Origin of the sequence: Mycobacterium tuberculosis H37Rv (assembly GCF_000195955.2) — a bacterium.
Taxonomy (GTDB): Bacteria; Actinomycetota; Actinomycetes; order Mycobacteriales; family Mycobacteriaceae; genus Mycobacterium; species Mycobacterium tuberculosis.
Window position 1 is genome coordinate 2003871 of record NC_000962.3, and the last position, 19565, is coordinate 2023435.

Sequence of the window (19565 nt, forward strand, 5' to 3'; positions counted from 1 at the left end):
TGCTGAAATGGACGAGGCCCACCCGGCTCACCCGGCAGATGCGGGGCGGCCCGGTGGCCCAATTCAAGGCGCGCGAAGAGGAGCTGCCATGACACCGATCACCGCCCTGCCGACCGAGTTGGCGGCCATGCGCGAGGTAGTCGAGACGCTCGCACCCATTGAGCGTGCCGCGGGCGAGCCGGGTGAGCACAAGGCGGCCGAGTGGATCGTCGAGCGCCTGCGCACGGCGGGCGCGCAGGACGCGCGCATCGAGGAGGAGCAGTACCTCGACGGCTACCCGAGGCTGCACCTCAAGCTGTCGGTGATCGGGGTGGCGGCCGGCGTCGCGGGCCTGCTCAGCAGACGTTTGCGCATCCCCGCCGCGCTGGCCGGGGTGGGTGCGGGGCTGGCAATCGCCGACGATTGCGCCAACGGGCCGCGCATTGTGCGCAAACGAACGGAGACGCCCCGGACGACATGGAACGCGGTAGCCGAGGCCGGTGATCCTGCTGGTCAGCTAACAGTTGTTGTGTGCGCTCACCACGACGCCGCGCACAGCGGCAAGTTTTTCGAGGCTCATATTGAGGAGGTAATGGTCGAGCTGTTTCCCGGGATTGTGGAGCGCATCGACACGCAGCTGCCGAACTGGTGGGGGCCGATCCTCGCGCCCGCACTCGCCGGTGTCGGCGCCCTGCGCGGCAGCCGGCCGATGATGATCGCCGGAACGGTGGGTAGCGCCCTGGCCGCCGCTTTGTTCGCCGACATCGCGCGCAGTCCGGTCGTCCCCGGTGCCAACGACAATCTCTCCGCGGTTGCGCTGCTGGTCGCGCTGGCCGAGCGGCTGCGCGAGCGGCCGGTGAAGGGCGTGCGAGTGTTGCTCGTGTCCCTGGGGGCCGAGGAAACGTTGCAGGGCGGGATCTACGGGTTCCTGGCGCGACACAAACCCGAGCTGGACCGCGACCGCACATACTTCCTGAACTTCGACACCATCGGCTCACCCGAGCTCATCATGCTCGAGGGCGAGGGCCCGACGGTCATGGAGGACTACTTCTATCGGCCATTCCGGGATCTGGTCATCCGGGCGGCCGAGCGCGCCGACGCGCCGCTGCGGCGCGGCATCCGGTCGCGCAACAGTACCGACGCGGTGTTGATGAGCCGCGCCGGCTACCCGACCGCGTGCTTTGTGTCGATCAACCGGCACAAGTCGGTGGCCAATTACCACCTGATGTCCGATACACCTGAGAATCTCTGCTATGAGACGGTGTCCCACGCCGTCACCGTCGCCGAATCCGTGATCAGGGAGCTGGCCCGATGAGCCCGATATGGAGTAATTGGCCTGGTGAGCAAGTCTGCGCGCCGTCGGCGATCGTACGGCCGACCTCGGAGGCTGAGCTGGCCGACGTGATCGCGCAGGCGGCGAAAAGAGGCGAGCGGGTACGCGCGGTTGGCAGCGGGCATTCGTTTACCGACATCGCCTGCACGGACGGGGTCATGATCGACATGACCGGCCTGCAGCGGGTCCTCGACGTGGACCAGCCGACTGGCCTGGTGACGGTCGAGGGGGGCGCAAAGCTACGTGCGCTGGGACCCCAATTGGCGCAACGACGGCTCGGCCTGGAGAACCAGGGTGACGTGGATCCCCAATCCATCACCGGCGCGACCGCGACCGCGACGCACGGAACCGGGGTGCGTTTCCAGAATCTGTCGGCGCGGATCGTTTCGCTGCGGCTGGTCACCGCGGGCGGGGAAGTGCTCAGTCTGTCCGAAGGTGACGATTACCTGGCGGCACGGGTTTCCCTCGGCGCGCTAGGAGTGATCTCACAGGTCACCCTGCAGACGGTTCCGCTATTCACGTTGCATCGCCATGATCAGCGACGCTCGCTGGCGCAGACGCTGGAGCGCCTCGACGAGTTCGTGGACGGTAATGACCATTTCGAGTTTTTCGTATTCCCTTACGCAGATAAGGCGTTGACGCGCACCATGCATCGCAGTGACGAGCAGCCCAAACCCACGCCCGGGTGGCAGCGCATGGTCGGCGAGAACTTCGAGAACGGGGGATTGAGCCTGATCTGCCAGACCGGCCGTCGTTTTCCTAGTGTGGCGCCGCGACTGAACCGCCTGATGACGAACATGATGTCGTCCTCCACCGTGCAAGACCGCGCCTACAAGGTCTTTGCGACCCAACGCAAGGTCAGGTTCACCGAGATGGAGTACGCGATCCCGCGTGAAAACGGGCGCGAGGCGCTCCAGCGTGTCATCGACCTTGTGCGCCGTCGCAGCTTGCCGATCATGTTTCCGATTGAGGTGCGATTCTCCGCCCCCGACGATTCCTTCCTGTCGACCGCATATGGGCGCGACACTTGCTACATCGCGGTTCATCAATACGCCGGTATGGAGTTCGAAAGCTACTTCCGCGCCGTCGAGGAGATCATGGACGACTACGCCGGTCGGCCACACTGGGGTAAACGTCACTATCAGACCGCCGCCACGCTTCGTGAGCGCTATCCGCAGTGGGATCGGTTCGCCGCGGTTCGCGATCGCCTCGATCCGGACCGGGTGTTTCTCAACGACTACACCCGGCGCGTTCTCGGTCCCTGACAACGAATCAACGAACCCTCGTGGTGTTCGGCCGATATCGACACGGTCACAACCGCGTACCGATATCAGCGGTGGTATGGCGTAACGGGCACGATGCACAAATCATGGCAGCATGCGCGTTGGGAGCCACCGTCGCGAACCAAGCGTGCGCGTTCACGGATTCGTCCGCCTGAGTTGGCGGATATCGGTTGGGTTCAACAGGAGGTAGCCAACCCATGACGGCGAATCGAGGGCCCGCTGCAATCTCGAGCGGCTCGAACTCTGGCCGCGTTCTCGACACCGCCCGGGGTATCCTCATCGCTCTTCGGCGGTGCCCCGCAGAGACCGCGTTCGACGAGTTGCACAACGCCGCTCAACGGCACAGATTGCCGGTCTTCGAAATAGCTTGGGCACTAGTGCATTTGGCGGTCGAGGGAAGCACGCCATGCCGGAGCTTCGTCGATGCCCAGTCGGCGGCTCGGCGGGAGTGGGGTCAGCTTTTTGCGCATGCGGCGGCGTAATGCCAGCTTGGCGGTGGTGTGGGGAAGCACCGCCGCCAGCTAAACGGATCGGCTTCGAATCCAGGAGCCCAATCAGCGAGTCCAGTCCGGCGAGTCCGCGGCGGCGCGCAACGCGGCGATTATGCGCTGCTCTTTTTCCAGAAATCGTGCGGTGGGCGCCGGCACCGAGATCGCGATCACGTTGTCGCCCAGGGCGCGTCGTGCGATCGCAGCCGCGGATATCCCTGGGGTGTGCTCGTTGCGGTCGAAAGCGATACCGGTGCGCCGGATCTCGACGATCTCGCGCCGTAGACCTTCGGCCACCATGGGATCCAGACGGCAGAGCGCGGCCTCGGCGTCGGCGTCGTCGAGAGCAGCCAGCGCCGCTTTTCCATTCGCGGTTCCGTTCAACGGGAAGCGGAGCCCGACGGCTGAGACCGCACGCAGCCGGTAAGACGATTCGATCTGGTCGACAAACCACATTCGCTGGCCGCGCAGTACCGACAGGTCGACCGTTTCGCCGTCGGTCGCGCGGGCAACTCGCTCGACGGTCGGCCGGAACGCCGCGGCTATGTGGGCTCCGGTGACACTTCCGAATCCCAGCAAACGCTCGCCCAGTGCGAAGCGGCCGTGCGAATCGACACTAACCAGCCCCACCTCGACCAGGCCGACCAGCAAGCGTCGAGTCGTCGATTTGGCCAGCCCCAGCCGCTCGCAGAGATCGACTAGGCGCAGGTGTCCCGGTTCGGCAGCTATTTCGTCCAGCGCGGCGACGGCGCGACGGAGCACCTGGATGCCTTCGTCGCGATTCGTTGTCGACTTTCCTTCCGTAGGCGGCACAACTGCAATATAGTGAACCGAAATACGGATCACAATGATTCGAAATACGGACCAGGAGTTTTGCTATGAGGGCGCTACCGGCCGGGCGGCACTTCTTCCGGGGCAGTGACGGGTACGAGGCGGCTCGCCGCGGCACCGTGTGGCATCGGCGCGTACCGGATCGCTACCCCGAGGTGATCGTTCAGGCTGTCAGTGCTGACGACATTGTCAGCGCCATCCGCTACGCCACGGTCAATGGCCATAAGGTGAGCGTCGTGTCCGGTGGGCACAGTTTTGCCGCCAGCCATCTGCGCGATGGCGCTGTGCTGCTCGACGTGAGCCGGATAGACCACGCCTCCATCGACGCCGATAAGGGCCGCGCGGTCGTCGGTCCAGGGAAGGGCGGCAGCGTGCTCATGGCCGAACTGGAGGCGCAGGGCCTGTTCTTCCCGGGTGGCCACTGCAGGGGAGTCTGTCTCGGAGGTTATCTGCTGCAGGGCGGATACGGCTGGAACAGCCGGATCTACGGCCCGGCGTGCGAGAGCGTGATTGGCCTGGACGTCATCACCGCCGACGGCGCGCAGATCCATTGCGACGCAGACAATCACGCCGATCTGTACTGGGCCGCCCGCGGCGCCGGTCCGGGCTTTTTTGGCGTCGTCACCTCGTTTTACCTGAAGCTGTATCCGAGGCCGGCCACCTGTGGCACCAGCGTCTATGTCTACCCATTCGACCTTGCCGACGAGGTCTTTACCTGGGCCCGCGCGGTCAGCGCCGAAGTCGACCCTCGGGTCGAGCTGCAAGCCCTTGCCTCCCGCGGTGAACCGAGCATGGGCATCGACGTCCCCGTCATCTCCCTTGCCTCGCCCGCTTTCGCTGACTCGCCCGAAGAGGCCGAACAGGCCCTCGCCCTGTTCGGCACCTGCCCGGTTGTCGAGCAGGCACTGGTCAAAGTCCCTTATATGCCAACCGATTTGCCTGCCTGGTATGACGTCGCGATGACCCACTACCTGTCAGACCATCACTACGCGGTGGACAATATGTGGACGTCGGCGTCCGCTGAGGACCTGCTGCCGGGTATCCGCTCAATCCTGGACACGCTGCCCCCGCATCCGGCGCACTTCCTCTGGCTGAACTGGGGTCCATGCCCTCCCCGTCAAGACATGGCCTATAGCATCGAAGCCGACATCTACTTGGCGCTCTACGGCTCCTGGAAGGATCCGGCCGACGAGGCGAAGTACGCCGACTGGGCGCGGTCCCACATGGCCGCGATGTCGCATCTGGCGGTCGGCATCCAGCTCGCCGACGAGAACCTCGGTGCGCGTCCGGCGCGCTTCGCCAGCGACGCGGCCATGGCCAAGCTCGACCGGGTGCGCGCCGAATACGACCCCGACGGTTTGTTCAACAGTTGGATGGGAAGAATCTGATGGCCAGCGATCTGTACCTGGGCTACCGCAACGACGACGCGGACACGCCGTTCGGCAAGTTCTTCAAACCCGAGATGGCCCCGCTGCCACAGCATGTCGTGGTGGCGTTGCAGCATGGCCCCCAGGCCGGGATGGCGTTGCTCGCCTTCGACGACGCCGCGAGCATCGTTGATGAGGGCTATCAGCAGACCGAGAACGGCTACGGGATTCTCGGCGACGGCAGCATGCAGGTATCCGTGCGCACCGACATGCCCGGGGTCACTCCCGCGATGTGGGCATGGTGGTTCGGCTGGCACGGCAGCGACACCCGCCGCTACAAGCTGTGGCACCCGCGGGCCCATCTATCGGCGCGGTGGAAGGACGGCGACCAGGACAGCGGGGCCGGCCGTCGGGGCGCGCAGCGTTACGTCGGCCGCTGGTCGATGATCAGCGAGTACATCGGCTCGACGAAACTGGGTGCCGCAATACAATTCGTCGAGCCGGCGGCCATGGGTCTGCCCGACGACAGCGACGATACGGTGTCGATCTGTGCGCGGTTGGGCTCTGCTGACGCCCCGGTGGATGCGGGCTGGTTCGTCCATCAGGTCCGATCGACGCCGGGCGGGTCCGAGATGCGGTCACGGTTTTGGATGGGCGGACCGCACATCGCGGTGCGCAAGGCACCCGAGGTCGCGTCCAAGGCGGTGCGTCCCATCGCGTCGAAGCTAATCGGCGTCTCGGAATCGACCGCGCGTAATCTGCTGGTGTACTGCGCGCAGGAGATGAACCACCTGGCGGGGTTCTTGGCGGACCTGTGGGAAAGCTTCGGTGACGAGTGAGGTTTCAGCTTTGCTCGGCAAACGCTGGCGCCACGTATTTTTCGACCAGCCGGCGTTCGGCTTCGTCGTTCTCAGCTGGCCAATACATCAGTGAGAGCACCACGCGTACCACCCATTTCGCGCCTTGCGGATCACCGCCGGCTATGCCGGTGAGCTCGGTAGCAAAGTCCGCAAGCAACGGTGACTCGGTGAGCCAGGCCAATTCACCGGCGCCACCGTGGATCGAGCCGAACATGAGCTTGCCCAGCGGGTCGGATCGGATTCGCTGAAGCGATAACAGGATCGCCGCGACGACTCGCTCCCGCCCCCGCAGAGTTTCGACATCCGAGCGCACGCCGTCGGCGATCCGGGCCGCGGCCCGGGTCAGAACGACATCCCGGATCTGGGCCTTGCCGCCGGCACGGCGGTAGATGGTCGCTCGGGAGCAGTGGACCTCGCGGGCTAATTTGTCGATGTCGAGTGCGTTGAGCCCGTAGCGCGTAATGAGGTCGGTTGCGGCGGCGTAGATCCGTTCGGCAGCGATCGTGCGGCGGTTGCCGCCCACGATCCAATCGTTACCCGGCACTGGTCAGGCGCATTTCCATCGAGAGGCGAAGAGCGATTCTTCTCATAGTGAGACACAAGCCTTACTTATTCTCATCGTAGTTGCAGGTCCGCCTCCCGCGGTGAGACGTTCGCCGAAAGGCTCCCCGGGCGCAGTTCTCGACTTGCAGCGACGCGTTGACCAGGCGGTATCCGCCGATCACGCTGAACTAATGACAATTGCCAAGGATGCCAACACGTTCTTTGGTGCCGAATCCGTGCAGGACCCCTACCCGCTGTATGAGCGCATGCGCGCCGCAGGCTCGGTCCACCGGATCGCTAACTCGGACTTCTATGCCGTGTGCGGTTGGGACGCTGTCAATGAGGCCATCGGTCGTCCGGAGGACTTCTCCTCGAATTTGACCGCCACGATGACCTATACGGCCGAGGGCACCGCTAAACCGTTCGAGATGGACCCACTCGGCGGACCCACACACGTGTTGGCCACCGCCGACGATCCTGCCCACGCCGTGCACCGCAAGCTCGTGCTGCGTCACTTGGCGGCCAAGCGGATCCGCGTTATGGAGCAGTTCACCGTACAGGCTGCCGACCGGCTGTGGGTCGACGGCATGCAGGATGGGTGCATCGAATGGATGGGCGCCATGGCCAATCGCCTACCGATGATGGTCGTAGCTGAGCTCATCGGCCTGCCCGACCCCGACATCGCCCAGCTGGTGAAGTGGGGATACGCGGCCACTCAGCTACTCGAAGGGTTGGTCGAAAACGATCAGCTCGTCGCCGCGGGTGTGGCGTTGATGGAGCTCAGCGGTTACATCTTCGAGCAGTTTGACCGTGCCGCGGCCGATCCGCGGGACAATCTGCTCGGTGAGCTTGCCACCGCCTGCGCATCGGGGGAGCTGGACACTCTCACCGCCCAGGTCATGATGGTCACCTTGTTCGCCGCCGGCGGCGAGTCCACGGCGGCGCTGCTGGGCAGCGCGGTATGGATACTGGCGACACGTCCCGATATCCAGCAACAGGTGCGCGCGAACCCCGAGCTGCTGGGAGCGTTTATCGAAGAGACGCTGCGTTACGAGCCGCCATTTCGCGGCCACTACCGCCACGTGCGAAACGCCACCACCTTGGACGGCACGGAACTGCCCGCGGATTCGCACCTGCTGCTGTTGTGGGGCGCGGCCAACCGCGATCCAGCCCAGTTCGAGGCACCCGGCGAGTTCCGTCTTGACCGTGCAGGAGGCAAAGGCCACATCAGTTTCGGAAAAGGGGCCCACTTCTGTGTCGGCGCTGCACTGGCACGCTTGGAGGCTCGAATCGTCTTGCGTCTGCTGCTCGATCGCACCTCGGTAATTGAGGCAGCCGATGTCGGCGGGTGGTTGCCCAGTATCCTGGTGCGCCGCATCGAGCGGCTAGAGCTAGCTGTACAATAGGCGCTCGACGACTCCTATTGCAGCACAACGGATATCAGCAACAGCAGGTGCCAACCGCGGCGATCGGATGCGTGAGAATAGTGAAAGTGGTTGTCGCGGTCAGGATTTCTGCGATCAACCCTACCCGCATGACGCCGGCGGGTGGCCCCCGCCGGCCACGATAAATGCTTCGACCGCCGTGGCCCGCTCGTAACCTTCGACCTCCACGCGCCACTCGTAGATTCCTGGTTCCAAGGGAATTCCCGCAGGAATGTTGAGGGTGAGCGGCATGCGAACCGAGGTGCCGTGGATTGCGCCAGGAGCGCGGCCCGCCTCGGCGGCGGCTTCAAAGAGGATCCGCTGCGGCCCGTGTGGTCCCGGCACGACCACCGGATCGCCGTCGGCGGTGAGCAACTGGCATTTCAGCTGGTGCTGCTTATTGGTCTCATCCCAGTCGATGTCAAGGAACAGTACCAAAGCGAATGGGGGGGTCGGTGTTTGGCATTGCCGCCAGCCCAGCCCGAGCGCATGGACCTTCCCGGACTGGGCATCAGCCTGCGCCGCGTCCGACAGGAACAGACTGACCCTCATGTCGCCGCCGCTGCGATCGAACTCCCGGGTTCCGATTCCACCCCTGTCCTTCCCCAATGTGCAACTAGCCGAAGGTCGGTCAATACCGCACCCACTTAGACTGACTCCATCCCGACGGCAGGATAATACGTGGCGACCGGTAGATCTATGTTGTGCTATCTGGGCGGTGGCAGCTGGCGCGGACCGTCGGGGGAACGCAGTTCATGCGGACCCTCCCGTTGGGTCAGCTCCCCGGTCGACCCAACTGATAGGCTCGCCAGGTCTCGCGGAGGCACCTGCGCTAACGGCGGGTGATCATCGTTGGTAGCCAGCCGGCTACGGCGCGCAGAGTCCGACGATGCGATCGGGTTGCTTTCGGCAGGGGCAGCCGGGGAGTGGGATTCCAGCGGGGGCTGGTCGTTGGGGTCGGAACCTTCGGCATTGACCGTCACCTTGTGGGTGCGCTTGAACGAAAACGCGATCTCCTCGACCTCTTCGAACACCTGACGCGCGGTGCGCAACGGCGCAGTGGTGTTGTCGAGCATTCGTGCGACAAACGGCGGCACCAGTGGGCGAATCCACCGAGCCGCAGCCTTGGTGGCGTCTGGGATCGACCGGATCACTGGGGTTGCACGCTTCTCGCGTGGTTCAACCGCACCCTCCGGTTGGACCTGTGCCGGCAGGTTTTTCGCGATACCGGGGCGGTGATGGGCTGCCCCAGCAGGCAATTGGGCGACCGTCCGGCTGGCAGCTTCGGTTTCGGCGGCGATGGGCAGATACACCTCGTCCTCCACTGGCTGCAAGGTTCGCTCCGACGAAGCGCGCACTGGACCTTCGAGCGCTTCGACGACTCGGCGGCGTTGCTGTTCGCGGTCGATTTCGGCCTGGGCCTCGATGGCGAGGCGGGTCTGGGTGAGTTGGTGCTCGGCCCACATGATTTCGGCGGCCCGGCGAACCTCCGCCCGCTTGATCGCGATCGCGGTGTCCGCCTCCAACTCGGCGCGCTCCCGTTCCGCTCGCGCGGCCGCGTGGCGATCGTGCGTTGTGTCACCGCGCCATAGCCGGAGAATCAGCGGCAACAGGTACAGCAGCGCGAAGAAAGCGATCGCCAGCATTCGCGCCGTCAAGGCGCCGGCGCTGGCCAATGTCAGATCGTTCATGGCGACCCAGCGCGAGCCCAAACCACGACCCGCATCCGCGACCACGGCCTGGCGCACCTCGGCAAGAGCCTGCTCGTCGTGTGCCATTTTGGCGTCCAAGGCAGGTGCTTGGTGATCACGAGCCGCCAGCGCGTTGTCCAGCTCACGCTGCGCGTCGGCGAGAAGCTGGTTCGCCGTTCGTGTTTCGGGCCCTCGGCCGGGAACGCCGGTGATCCGGGTCTGCGGGCAGGCCGGAGTTGGGTGGTATTCGCAGCGTGCGACGACCAGCGCATCGTCCAGTCGTCCGCGCGCCCGCTCGACCGCGCTGTCCAGCGCAGTGCGCGCATTGCGGGCCTGTTGCAGGGAGGCCGACGCTTGCACGGCCGCCGGCGTCGCGTCGGCGCTGTGCATAGCTTGTTCATCGAGACGGCGGTCGATGGCACCGGAAAACATGACCAGCGCAGCGAGTTCGCCGACGACGAAACCGACGGCGACCGCGACGGACGCGCGTCCCGTAACGCCGGCCCGACCGCGAGCTGGGCCACTGGCCGTACCGCGGGTCACCGCGCCGACCAGCAGGCCGAGCACCAGGGCGAGCGAGGCAGCCCCGATGGGGGACGAGATCGGCCCCTGGGCCGCCTCGCTCACCGCGAGGCTCGCGAGGAGTCCGGCCAGCGCGGCGCCCACGGCCACAATCACGCCGGCCACGGCGTGCGTGGACCGCTCGTGACGCTCGCCGAGTTCGCGCCAGTGTCCGCCGCCGAGCCAGGTAAGCAGCCCCTCGATTCCGGACACGGCCGAGCGCTGCTCAGCATATTCGTGGGCGCACATGAGACTGAAAACACCTCCTGCTGGTCAAGCCTGGCAGGCCCCCGCCCGACACACCGAATCGAAGCGGCCCCTTGTGGTGTTGTTCACAACTGCGCGAGAGATGACGCAGATCACGTCGCGGCTGCCCAGCCGAATCCTCAGCGAGTTCAATGTCAAAATTACCGCGGCGCGAGCGGATCAGCGGCCATTATGGCAGGTGACGTGAGACGGTATACACCTATGCAAAATCACGACTACGTTACCTACGAAGAGTTCGGCCGCAGATTCTTCGAGGTAGCAGTTACCCCGGACCGCGTCGCCGCCGCGTTTGCCGACATCGCGGGCAGCGAGTTCGCAATGGAACCGATCTCCCAGGGCCCCGGCGGGATCGCCAAGGTTAGCGCGAACGTCAAGATCCGAGAGCCCCGGGTGACGCGAAAGCTGGGTGACCTGATCACGTTTGTCATCCATATCCCGCTGTCGATCGATCTCCTTCTTGACCTGCGCCTCGACAAGCAGCGGTTTATGGTCGCCGGCGACATCGCGCTGCGCGCCACCGCACGCGCCGCCGAGCCGCTGCTACTGATTGTCGACGTCGCCAAACCGCGGCCCTCTGATATCACGGTCAACGTGTCGTCGAAGTCGATCCGCGGTGAGGTGTTGCGCATCCTCGCAGGCGTTGACGGTGAGATTCGGCGATTTATCGCCCAGTACGTCTCTGCCGAGATCGACTCGCCCAAATCCCAAGCCGCTCAAGTCATCAATGTGGCCGAACAATTGGACTCTACCTGGAGCGGCCCGTAGCCAGCTCTGGATGCAGTCTGGCTGCCGGCCACCGAAAGCTCACCAACAGCTCATCGGTGAGGTCGTCGCAGCGCGCACCGCCTCGGCCAAGGTGGCTGCCCTGCGATCGGTGAAGATGTCCTCGAGCAGCATCGGCTGACCGTCGGGGCCGGTGAGCGGCACCCGCCAGTTCGGGTACTCGTCGGTGGTGCCAGGCTGGTTTTGCGTCCGGCGGTCGCCGACCGCATCGGTCAACGCCACTGCCAACAGCCGCGAGGGCGTTCGGCCCAGGTAGCGGTAGAGAGCCAGGACGGCCTCCTCCGAGTCGGGCTCGGCACCGTCCGCCAGCAGTCCGACCCGGCGCAGCTCGGCCATCCAGGCTGCCCGGTCGGCCCGGGCGGATTCGAGTTCCGCCTCCACGGGGTTGGTTAACAACCCAAGGGACTCGCGCAGCCGTACCTGGTCGCCGGCCAGGTAGCCGGCGGTCGGCGGCAGATCATGGGTGGTCACCGACGACAAGCAGTACTCCCGCCAGCGTTCGGCCGGCAATGGTGTTCCAGCCGGCCCGCAATCTCGATCCTGCTCAAACCAGAGAATTGAGGTGCCCAGCAGGCCCCGCAATAGTAGATAGTCGCGTACCCACGGCTCGACGGTGCCGAGATCCTCACCGACGACAACCGCCCCGGCCCGGTGGGCTTCCAGGGCGACGATGCCGATCATCGCGTCGTGGTCGTAGCGCACATAGGTGCCTTGGGTGGGCGGTGCGCCGTCGGGGATCCACCACAACCGGAACAGCCCGATGATGTGGTCGATGCGTACCGCACCGGCGTGCCGCAACGCGGCCTGGATCAGCGCGCGAAACGGTCGGTACTCCTGCTCAGCGAGCCGGTCCGGCCGCCACGGTGGCTGCGACCAGTCCTGGCCGAGTTGGTTGAACTCATCCGGCGGCGCACCTGCGGTCACACCTTGGGCCAGCACGTCCTGCAGAGCCCAGGCGTCGGCCCCGTTGGGGTGCACGCCAACGGCGAGGTCTGCCATGATGCCCAGCGACATGCCGGCCCGGAGCGCCTGCGACTGCGCACTGGCGAGCTGCTCGTCCAGCTGCCACTGCAGCCAGCGGTGGAAATCGACGGCATCGGCGTGTTTGTCGACGAAATCGGCGACACCTGAGGCATCGGGATGCCGCAGCGATTTCGGCCATCGATGCCAATCATCGCCGTACGTCTCGGCCAGCGCGCACCAGGTGGCGAAGTCGTCGAGGGCGCGGCCCTCGCGGGTACGGAAGGCGGCGTAGGCCAGCTCGCGACCCGCCGACCGCGGCACCCGGTGCACGAGCTTGAGTGCTGCGCGTTTGGCCGCCCAGGCGCTGTCGCGGTCAATGGTGTCGAGCTGGTCGGCGTGCTGTTGCACGTTGGTGCGCAACCGTTGCACCCGGCCACGCTTGGGCAGATCGACGAGTTCCGGAATGGCCTCCACCCGAAGGTAGAGAGGGTTGACGAAGCGTCGCGATGTCGGCAGGTAGGGCGATGGTTCGATTGGCTTCGAGCGCCCAGCGGGCCCGGGAAGCGTAGCCGCATGCAGGGGATTGACCAGCACATAGCCGGCACCGTGCGCAGACGCCGACCACAGCGCGAGATTCGCCAAATCGGTGAGATCCCCGATGCCCCATGACTGCCGGGACCGCACGCTGTAGAGCTGGACGGCCAGGCCCCAGGCACGACGGCCTGCCAGCTTGTCCGGCAGCCCCAACCAATCCGGCGTCACGACAACAGCGGCGCTGGCCTGCGAGTCGCCCGAACGCAGATTCACCCGGTGGTAGCCGAGGGGCAGGTCGGCGGGCAACACGAAGCTGGCCTCGCCGATCCAGCGTCCGTCAAGATCGAATGGCGGGGTGAAATTGTCGACCTGCACCACCTCGGCACGTGTCGTGCCGTCCTCGAGCTGCAACCACACGTCGGCCGGAGCGCCATCGGTCACATGCACCCTGAACTGCGTCTGCTCTCCGGCGCGCATGACGATGGTCGCCGGCAATGGACGCGCCCAGTAGGATCGCAGCTGCGCGGCCAGGGCGTCATTGCGTTGCTGTTCGGTCTGGGCGGGAACGCCGAGGGCGGCAAGAGCAGCCACCAATGTAGCCTCGGAGACCAGCACCTGCCGGCCAGTCCAGTCCGTGTACTCGGTGGCAATGCCGAATCGTCGGGCAAGTTCGACCAGCGAAGGCGCGAGCTCGGTCATGTCGCCCATCTTGCGTCCGGCACCCGTGTGCGGGCGAGCGCAGGAATCTGAGCCTTCCGTCAGCACAGCACGGTTGGCTACCGAACACCACTACGTTGCAGGTCAACGAGGTAGACTGCGGAGCGGACAGTTCCACAGGCGGACTCGGTCATTCGCCGCTACCATGCCCAGTGAAGACACGACGAATCCTTGGGGGATCCGCGCAGTGGCAAATACCCAGGTCAATGTCCAGGTGTTCTGAGCAGACCGGAAGGTGATCTAGCGTGGCTGAAGAGAGCCGCGGGCAGCGGGGGTCGGGGTATGGCCTTGGGTTGTCCACGCGGACCCAGGTAACCGGTTATCAGTTCCTGGCGCGTCGAACCGCAATGGCGTTGACACGCTGGCGTGTGCGTATGGAGATTGAGCCGGGTCGGCGGCAGACGTTGGCGGTGGTGGCGTCGGTGTCGGCGGCGTTGGTGATCTGTCTGGGGGCGCTGTTGTGGTCGTTCATCAGCCCGTCCGGCCAGTTGAATGAGTCGCCGATCATCGCAGACCGCGATTCCGGTGCGCTCTATGTCCGTGTCGGTGACAGGTTGTACCCGGCGCTGAATTTGGCATCGGCACGGCTGATCACCGGGCGGCCGGACAACCCGCACCTGGTTCGGTCAAGCCAGATTGCCACCATGCCGCGCGGTCCGCTGGTGGGTATCCCGGGTGCGCCGTCATCGTTCTCGCCAAAGAGTCCACCCGCGTCGTCTTGGCTGGTCTGCGACACGGTAGCGACCTCGTCAAGCATCGGGTCGCTGCAAGGCGTGACGGTGACGGTCATCGACGGGACCCCGGACCTTACCGGTCACCGGCAGATTTTGAGTGGATCGGACGCGGTAGTGCTGCGCTACGGCGGAGATGCGTGGGTCATCCGGGAGGGGCGCCGGTCACGAATCGAGCCGACGAATCGAGCGGTGTTGTTGCCGCTGGGGTTGACGCCGGAGCAGGTTAGCCAGGCGCGTCCGATGAGCCGGGCATTGTTCGACGCTTTGCCGGTCGGGCCCGAACTGTTGGTGCCGGAAGTGCCGAATGCGGGTGGTCCTGCGACGTTCCCGGGCGCTCCCGGACCGATCGGGACGGTAATCGTCACACCGCAAATCAGTGGACCACAACAGTATTCGTTGGTCCTGGGCGATGGAGTGCAAACGCTCCCGCCGTTGGTGGCCCAGATCCTGCAGAACGCTGGTAGTGCGGGCAACACCAAGCCGTTGACCGTGGAACCCTCAACGCTGGCCAAGATGCCGGTGGTGAATCGGTTGGATCTCTCTGCGTATCCGGACAATCCCCTGGAAGTGGTGGACATTCGCGAGCATCCGTCGACCTGTTGGTGGTGGGAGCGGACGGCCGGTGAAAACCGGGCCCGTGTGCGGGTCGTGTCCGGGCCTACCATTCCGGTCGCGGCGACCGAGATGAACAAGGTGGTGTCGTTGGTGAAGGCCGACACGAGTGGCCGCCAAGCCGATCAGGTCTACTTCGGCCCCGACCATGCGAACTTCGTGGCCGTCACCGGCAACAACCCGGGGGCCCAAACGTCCGAATCGCTATGGTGGGTGACCGATGCGGGCGCGCGGTTCGGGGTGGAGGACAGCAAAGAAGCGCGTGACGCGTTGGGGTTGACCCTGACGCCGAGCCTGGCGCCGTGGGTGGCGCTGCGGCTGCTGCCACAGGGCCCCACGCTGTCACGAGCGGACGCGTTGGTGGAGCACGACACGCTCCCAATGGACATGACCCCTGCAGAGTTGGTGGTACCGAAATGAAGCGTGGTTTTGCCCGCCCGACACCGGAAAAGCCTCCGGTCATCAAGCCCGAGAATATTGTCCTATCGACACCGCTGAGCATTCCGCCGCCGGAGGGCAAGCCCTGGTGGCTGATTGTGGTTGGCGTCGTGGTGGTGGGCCTGCTGGGCGGCATGGTCGCCATGGTTTTCGCCAGCGGATCACACGTGTTCGGCGGCATCGGCTCGATCTTCCCGCTCTTCATGATGGTCGGGATCATGATGATGATGTTCCGCGGCATGGGCGGCGGCCAACAGCAAATGAGCCGGCCGAAATTGGACGCGATGCGCGCTCAGTTCATGTTGATGCTGGACATGCTGCGCGAGACGGCCCAAGAGTCGGCCGACAGCATGGACGCCAACTATCGGTGGTTCCACCCGGCGCCCAATACGTTGGCGGCCGCCGTGGGGTCACCCCGGATGTGGGAGCGCAAGCCCGACGGTAAGGACCTGAACTTCGGGGTTGTCCGCGTCGGCGTGGGAATGACGCGTCCCGAAGTGACCTGGGGTGAGCCGCAGAATATGCCGACCGACATCGAGCTGGAGCCGGTGACAGGTAAGGCGCTGCAGGAATTCGGGCGCTACCAAAGCGTCGTGTACAACCTGCCGAAAATGGTTTCGCTGCTGGTCGAACCCTGGTATGCGCTGGTCGGGGAACGCGAGCAGGTTCTGGGTTTGATGCGGGCGATCATCTGCCAGCTGGCGTTCTCCCACGGGCCTGACCATGTCCAGATGATCGTTGTCAGTTCCGATCTAGACCAATGGGACTGGGTGAAGTGGCTACCGCATTTCGGTGACTCGCGGCGGCACGACGCGGCGGGTAACGCGCGGATGGTCTACACCTCGGTTCGTGAGTTTGCCGCAGAGCAAGCCGAATTATTCGCGGGCCGTGGTTCTTTCACGCCTCGACACGCGAGTTCGTCGGCGCAGACCCCGACCCCGCACACCGTGATCATCGCCGACGTCGACGATCCGCAATGGGAGTACGTGATCAGCGCCGAGGGTGTCGACGGGGTGACGTTCTTCGACCTGACCGGCTCTTCGATGTGGACTGACATCCCGGAGCGGAAGCTGCAGTTCGACAAGACCGGCGTGATCGAGGCGCTGCCCCGCGACCGCGACACCTGGATGGTGATCGACGACAAGGCTTGGTTCTTCGCTCTCACCGACCAAGTCAGCATCGCCGAGGCAGAAGAGTTCGCGCAGAAGCTGGCGCAGTGGCGGCTGGCTGAGGCCTATGAAGAGATCGGCCAGCGGGTTGCCCACATTGGTGCCCGAGACATCTTGTCCTACTACGGGATTGACGATCCTGGCAACATCGACTTCGACTCGCTGTGGGCTAGCCGGACCGACACCATGGGACGGTCGCGATTGCGGGCGCCGTTCGGTAATCGCTCCGACAACGGCGAGCTGCTGTTCTTGGATATGAAATCGCTCGACGAAGGCGGCGACGGCCCGCACGGGGTCATGTCCGGGACGACCGGTTCCGGTAAGTCGACGTTGGTGCGAACCGTGATCGAATCGCTGATGCTCAGCCATCCGCCGGAGGAGTTGCAGTTCGTTTTGGCAGACCTCAAAGGTGGCTCGGCGGTCAAGCCGTTCGCGGGAGTGCCACACGTGTCGCGGATCATCACCGACCTCGAAGAAGACCAGGCGCTCATGGAGCGCTTTCTGGATGCGCTGTGGGGCGAGATCGCCCGCCGCAAAGCAATATGCGACAGCGCCGGTGTCGACGACGCCAAAGAGTACAACTCGGTGCGAGCCAGGATGCGTGCGCGCGGTCAGGACATGGCGCCGCTGCCGATGCTCGTGGTGGTCATCGACGAGTTCTACGAATGGTTCCGCATCATGCCGACGGCGGTCGACGTCCTCGACTCGATCGGCCGGCAGGGCCGCGCCTACTGGATTCACCTGATGATGGCGTCTCAGACCATCGAGAGCCGAGCCGAAAAGCTCATGGAGAACATGGGTTACCGCTTGGTGCTGAAAGCGCGTACCGCGGGAGCGGCGCAGGCGGCCGGGGTGCCCAACGCGGTGAATCTGCCCGCACAGGCCGGTCTGGGCTACTTCCGCAAGAGCCTCGAGGACATCATCCGATTCCAGGCGGAATTCCTGTGGCGGGACTACTTCCAACCCGGCGTCAGCATCGACGGCGAGGAAGCGCCTGCCTTAGTACACAGCATCGACTACATTCGCCCGCAATTGTTTACCAACTCGTTCACACCGCTGGAAGTTAGCGTGGGGGGTCCCGATATCGAGCCGGTAGTTGCCCAGCCCAACGGTGAGGTGCTCGAGTCGGACGACATTGAAGGCGGCGAGGACGAGGACGAAGAGGGGGTGCGCACCCCGAAGGTTGGGACGGTGATCATTGATCAGCTGCGCAAGATCAAGTTCGAGCCGTACCGGCTCTGGCAACCGCCACTAACCCAACCCGTCGCCATCGACGACTTGGTCAACCGGTTCCTCGGCCGCCCGTGGCACAAGGAGTACGGTTCGGCGTGCAATCTCGTGTTCCCGATCGGGATAATCGATCGCCCCTATAAGCATGACCAGCCACCGTGGACGGTTGACACCTCCGGGCCCGGTGCCAACGTGCTAATCCTGGGCGCCGGCGGTTCGGGCAAGACCACTGCGCTGCAGACACTCATCTGCTCAGCGGCACTGACTCACACCCCGCAGCAGGTTCAGTTCTACTGCCTGGCCTACAGCAGCACCGCGTTGACCACGGTCTCCCGCATCCCCCACGTGGGCGAGGTTGCCGGTCCCACCGATCCCTACGGTGTGCGCCGGACGGTGGCCGAGTTGCTGGCGCTGGTGCGCGAGCGCAAACGCAGCTTCCTGGAATGCGGAATCGCGTCGATGGAGATGTTCCGGCGCCGCAAGTTCGGCGGAGAGGCCGGGCCGGTACCCGACGACGGCTTCGGTGACGTCTACCTGGTGATCGATAACTACCGGGCCCTGGCCGAAGAAAACGAGGTGCTGATCGAGCAGGTGAACGTGATCATCAACCAGGGCCCCTCGTTCGGGGTGCACGTGGTGGTCACTGCCGACCGCGAATCGGAGCTGCGGCCGCCGGTGCGCAGCGGCTTCGGATCCCGTATCGAGCTGCGCTTGGCGGCGGTTGAGGACGCCAAGCTGGTGCGTTCTCGATTCGCCAAGGACGTTCCGGTCAAGCCGGGGCGCGGCATGGTTGCGGTCAACTACGTCCGCCTGGACAGCGACCCGCAGGCCGGCCTGCACACCCTGGTGGCTCGACCGGCGTTGGGCAGCACACCCGACAATGTCTTCGAGTGCGACAGCGTGGTCGCGGCGGTGAGCCGGCTCACCAGCGCCCAGGCTCCACCGGTGCGCCGGTTGCCGGCGCGGTTCGGCGTGGAACAGGTGCGGGAGCTGGCCTCGCGGGACACCCGCCAAGGCGTTGGCGCTGGCGGAATCGCCTGGGCGATATCGGAATTGGATCTGGCGCCGGTTTATCTGAATTTCGCCGAGAATTCGCACCTGATGGTGACTGGTCGACGCGAATGTGGCCGCACCACCACGCTGGCCACCATCATGTCCGAAATCGGGCGGCTCTACGCGCCGGGCGCCAGTAGCGCACCGCCTCCCGCCCCCGGGCGGCCCTCTGCGCAGGTATGGCTGGTCGACCCGCGCCGTCAGCTGCTGACCGCGCTCGGTTCGGACTATGTGGAGCGGTTCGCCTACAACCTCGACGGGGTGGTGGCGATGATGGGTGAACTTGCGGCGGCGTTGGCCGGTCGTGAGCCGCCACCGGGCCTGTCCGCCGAAGAGTTGTTGTCGCGGTCGTGGTGGAGCGGCCCAGAAATCTTCCTGATCGTCGACGACATCCAGCAGCTGCCGCCGGGCTTCGATTCACCGTTGCACAAGGCTGTTCCGTTTGTGAACAGGGCCGCCGATGTCGGCTTGCATGTGATCGTCACGCGCACCTTCGGTGGTTGGTCGTCAGCCGGCAGCGACCCGATGTTGCGGGCCCTGCATCAGGCCAATGCGCCACTGCTGGTGATGGACGCCGATCCCGACGAGGGCTTCATTCGCGGCAAGATGAAGGGCGGCCCGCTGCCCCGCGGTCGAGGCCTGTTGATGGCAGAAGACACCGGTGTGTTCGTCCAAGTGGCAGCCACCGAGGTGCGTCGGTAGTTC

General features: G+C 65.1%; 14 protein-coding genes. 9 read left to right on the forward strand and 5 right to left on the reverse strand.

Annotated elements, in window-relative coordinates:
* Positions 1-7 precede the first annotated feature (7 nt).
* The 3 genes from Rv1770 to Rv1772 all read left to right on the forward strand — a co-directional run bounded on the left by Rv1770 (position 8) and on the right by Rv1772 (position 3077).
* Positions 8-1294, forward strand: a complete 1287-nt coding sequence (locus Rv1770; protein NP_216286.1) for a hypothetical protein — start codon at positions 8-10, stop codon at positions 1292-1294.
* Complete coding sequence (locus Rv1771; RefSeq protein ID NP_216287.1) at positions 1291-2577, forward strand: L-gulono-1,4-lactone dehydrogenase; 1287 nt, start codon at positions 1291-1293, stop codon at positions 2575-2577. Before Rv1770 ends, Rv1771 begins: the two co-directional genes overlap by 4 nt.
* Positions 2578-2765: 188 nt before the next feature.
* Positions 2766-3077 carry a hypothetical protein gene (locus tag Rv1772; RefSeq protein ID NP_216288.1) on the forward strand — a complete coding sequence of 104 codons (312 nt, stop codon included), beginning with the start codon at positions 2766-2768 and terminating at the stop codon, positions 3075-3077.
* Positions 3078-3149: 72 nt separating this feature from the next.
* Here Rv1772 and Rv1773c read toward each other — a convergent pair whose 3' ends face one another.
* Positions 3150-3896: a transcriptional regulator gene (locus Rv1773c; protein NP_216289.1), complete on the reverse strand. Its 747-nt coding sequence runs from the start codon at positions 3894-3896 to the stop codon at positions 3150-3152.
* A 65-nt stretch (positions 3897-3961) separates the two neighbouring features.
* Between Rv1773c and Rv1774 the strand changes: the two genes are divergently transcribed.
* Both Rv1774 and Rv1775 read left to right on the forward strand, forming a co-directional pair.
* A complete protein-coding gene (locus Rv1774) occupies positions 3962-5302 on the forward strand; it encodes an oxidoreductase (RefSeq protein NP_216290.1) in 1341 nt (446 codons plus the stop codon).
* Positions 5302-6120 carry a hypothetical protein gene (locus Rv1775; RefSeq protein ID NP_216291.1) on the forward strand — a complete coding sequence of 273 codons (819 nt, stop codon included), beginning with the start codon at positions 5302-5304 and terminating at the stop codon, positions 6118-6120. The genes Rv1774 and Rv1775 overlap by 1 nt, the downstream gene beginning before the upstream one ends.
* Positions 6121-6124: 4 nt before the next feature.
* Here the strand turns inward: Rv1775 and Rv1776c are convergent, their stop codons facing one another.
* Positions 6125-6685 carry a transcriptional regulator gene (locus tag Rv1776c; RefSeq protein ID NP_216292.1) on the reverse strand — a complete coding sequence of 187 codons (561 nt, stop codon included), beginning with the start codon at positions 6683-6685 and terminating at the stop codon, positions 6125-6127.
* 100 nt (positions 6686-6785) lie between these two features.
* Between Rv1776c and cyp144 the strand changes: the two genes are divergently transcribed.
* Entirely contained in the window at positions 6786-8090 is a 1305-nt protein-coding gene (cyp144, locus tag Rv1777; RefSeq protein NP_216293.1) for a cytochrome P450 Cyp144, read from the forward strand.
* A gap of 120 nt (positions 8091-8210) precedes the next feature.
* Here the strand turns inward: cyp144 and Rv1778c are convergent, their stop codons facing one another.
* Positions 8211-8660: a hypothetical protein gene (locus Rv1778c; protein ID NP_216294.1), complete on the reverse strand. Its 450-nt coding sequence runs from the start codon at positions 8658-8660 to the stop codon at positions 8211-8213.
* A gap of 155 nt (positions 8661-8815) precedes the next feature.
* Positions 8816-10609: an integral membrane protein gene (locus tag Rv1779c; RefSeq protein NP_216295.1), complete on the reverse strand. Its 1794-nt coding sequence runs from the start codon at positions 10607-10609 to the stop codon at positions 8816-8818.
* Positions 10610-10828: 219 nt separating this feature from the next.
* Here Rv1779c and Rv1780 point away from each other — a divergent pair, with 219 nt between their 5' ends.
* Entirely contained in the window at positions 10829-11392 is a 564-nt protein-coding gene (locus tag Rv1780) for a hypothetical protein (RefSeq protein ID NP_216296.1), read from the forward strand.
* A gap of 39 nt (positions 11393-11431) precedes the next feature.
* Here the strand turns inward: Rv1780 and malQ are convergent, their stop codons facing one another.
* On the reverse strand, positions 11432-13606 hold the full coding sequence (gene malQ, locus Rv1781c) for a 4-alpha-glucanotransferase (protein NP_216297.1): 2175 nt from the start codon (positions 13604-13606) through the stop codon (positions 11432-11434).
* Between the two features lie 263 nt (positions 13607-13869).
* On the opposite strand from malQ, the gene eccB5 reads away from it, so the two are divergent.
* Both eccB5 and eccC5 read left to right on the forward strand, forming a co-directional pair.
* Positions 13870-15390, forward strand: coding sequence for an ESX-5 type VII secretion system protein EccB5 (gene eccB5 / locus Rv1782; protein ID NP_216298.1), 1521 nt, complete (start codon positions 13870-13872; stop codon positions 15388-15390).
* Positions 15387-19562: an ESX-5 type VII secretion system protein EccC5 gene (gene eccC5, locus Rv1783; protein ID YP_007410461.1), complete on the forward strand. Its 4176-nt coding sequence runs from the start codon at positions 15387-15389 to the stop codon at positions 19560-19562. Before eccB5 ends, eccC5 begins: the two co-directional genes overlap by 4 nt.
* The last annotated feature ends 3 nt before the right edge of the window (positions 19563-19565 follow it).